This is a genomic window from Pirellulales bacterium, assembly GCA_035939775.1.
Classification (GTDB): Bacteria; Planctomycetota; Planctomycetia; order Pirellulales; family DATAWG01; genus DASZFO01.
This window is the reverse complement of sequence record DASZFO010000063.1, coordinates 1-1,597: the sequence shown is the minus strand read 5'-3', so window position 1 is coordinate 1,597 and position 1,597 is coordinate 1. Positions and strand designations below refer to the sequence as shown.

General features: G+C 62.0%; 1 protein-coding gene. It reads left to right on the top strand.

The features are described 5' to 3' along the window. The coding region (locus VGY55_03110) for a hypothetical protein (protein HEV2968951.1) at nt 1–1,597 on the top strand (1,597 nt) is incomplete at both ends.

Sequence of the window (1,597 nt, the reverse complement as noted above, 5' to 3'; positions counted from 1 at the left end):
AGTTCCCCTTGGCGCTACCAATCTCAAGAGCGGTCTGGCCAAGGCCATGGGCAGTTTCCAAAACAAAGCCGGCCGCCAGCAAGTCATCCTCTACATGGGCGACGGCATGAGCGTCGTCGAGGAATTGAAAGACGAAGACCTCGCAAAGCTCGCCGATGACATGGTGGCTCACGAAATCGGCTTCTACCCCGTTCCATTGGGATTGCGACTTGATCCCAAGAATCTGCACTCCCTCGCCAGCGGCACCGGCGGCGCTCCAATCCGCGTGCTGCCCAACGATGAACTCAACGACGTCGACAAGCGTTTCCGCGAAGCGCTCGCCGTTCCCGTCCTCTATCCGACCGAGTTCGTGATGTGCAAGGCCGCACTCGAATACTTTCCCAGCAAACTGCCGCCGCTGCGCGCGGATACGGCCACGCTGGTCGCCGCCAAGATTCAGCCGGACGGCGATTTAACCGGCACGATCAAGGGAACCGTCGCCGGCAAGACGGCCACGGTGTCCTTGAAGTTCCCGCTTCCCGAATCGGAAGCCGACAATTACTTCCTGGTCGGGATTATCGACCAGTGGCAAAAGACGAAGGACCGCCCCGCGCTGATCGCGGCGAATCGCCTGCTGCCGGACGCCGCCATGCGGACGCAATTGGCCGTCGCCGACTTGCTCGCCGAAGGCGAATGGGCGATGCAAGACAAGAAATATGAAGCCGCCGCGAATCTGCTCGAACAGGCCCTCAAGATCGACCCCAACAATGAGGAAGCGCTTGCCGCTCGCGACGTTGCGGAAAAGCTGCGCACGGGCAAGCTCACGCCCGAAAAACTGATTCAGATGCAGCCCAAGGGCGAGGATGCGTTGCTGCGCCTGAAGCCGAACAAGGAGCGGTCGAAACTCACCCGCGATCAACTCGTGTTGCTCCAACAGGAAGAGCCTAAGAAGGACGCCGCCGGCCAGCCCGCGCCCGATCCGCTCAAGGACGTGCAAGCACGCCAAGAGGCGGAGTCGCAGCGCGTGCAACAGATCGTTCGCGAAGCCATCCAGGCCGCCGAACGCATCCTTCCGACCAGCCCCGATGCGGCCCACGAGGACCTCAAGAAGCTGCTCGACATCGTCCACAACAATCCCGACGTAGCTCCCAAGGTGCAGCAAGCCCTTGAAAAGAAACTGCAGGACGCGCTGCGCAACGTCGACACCCAAGGCGTGCGGATCAAACGGCGCCTTGAGAGGGAAGCCGCGGACCTCGCACGCGCGAAATCGCAGCGGCTGAATGAGACGATCCGTGAAATGACGGAAAACCGTACGATCGCGCGGGTCCGCACCATCCACGACTTGATGGACATCGGACGCGACGAGGAAGCCAATCGGCAATCCCAACGTCTTCGGGAAGACCTGTTGGCGCAAGGCGCGCCGGTTCCCGTGGCGGCGACCGCGGCCTATTACACCAGCCTGAACGAACAGAATCTCCGGGACCTCCGAGACCTGCAACGCGTCCGTCAGGAGCGATGGCTCTTGACGCTGATGCAAGTAGAGCGTTCGGCCATTCCGTTCCCCGATGAACCGCCGGTCCAGTTCCCGCCCGCGGCGACGTGGAAGGCCCTGACGGAC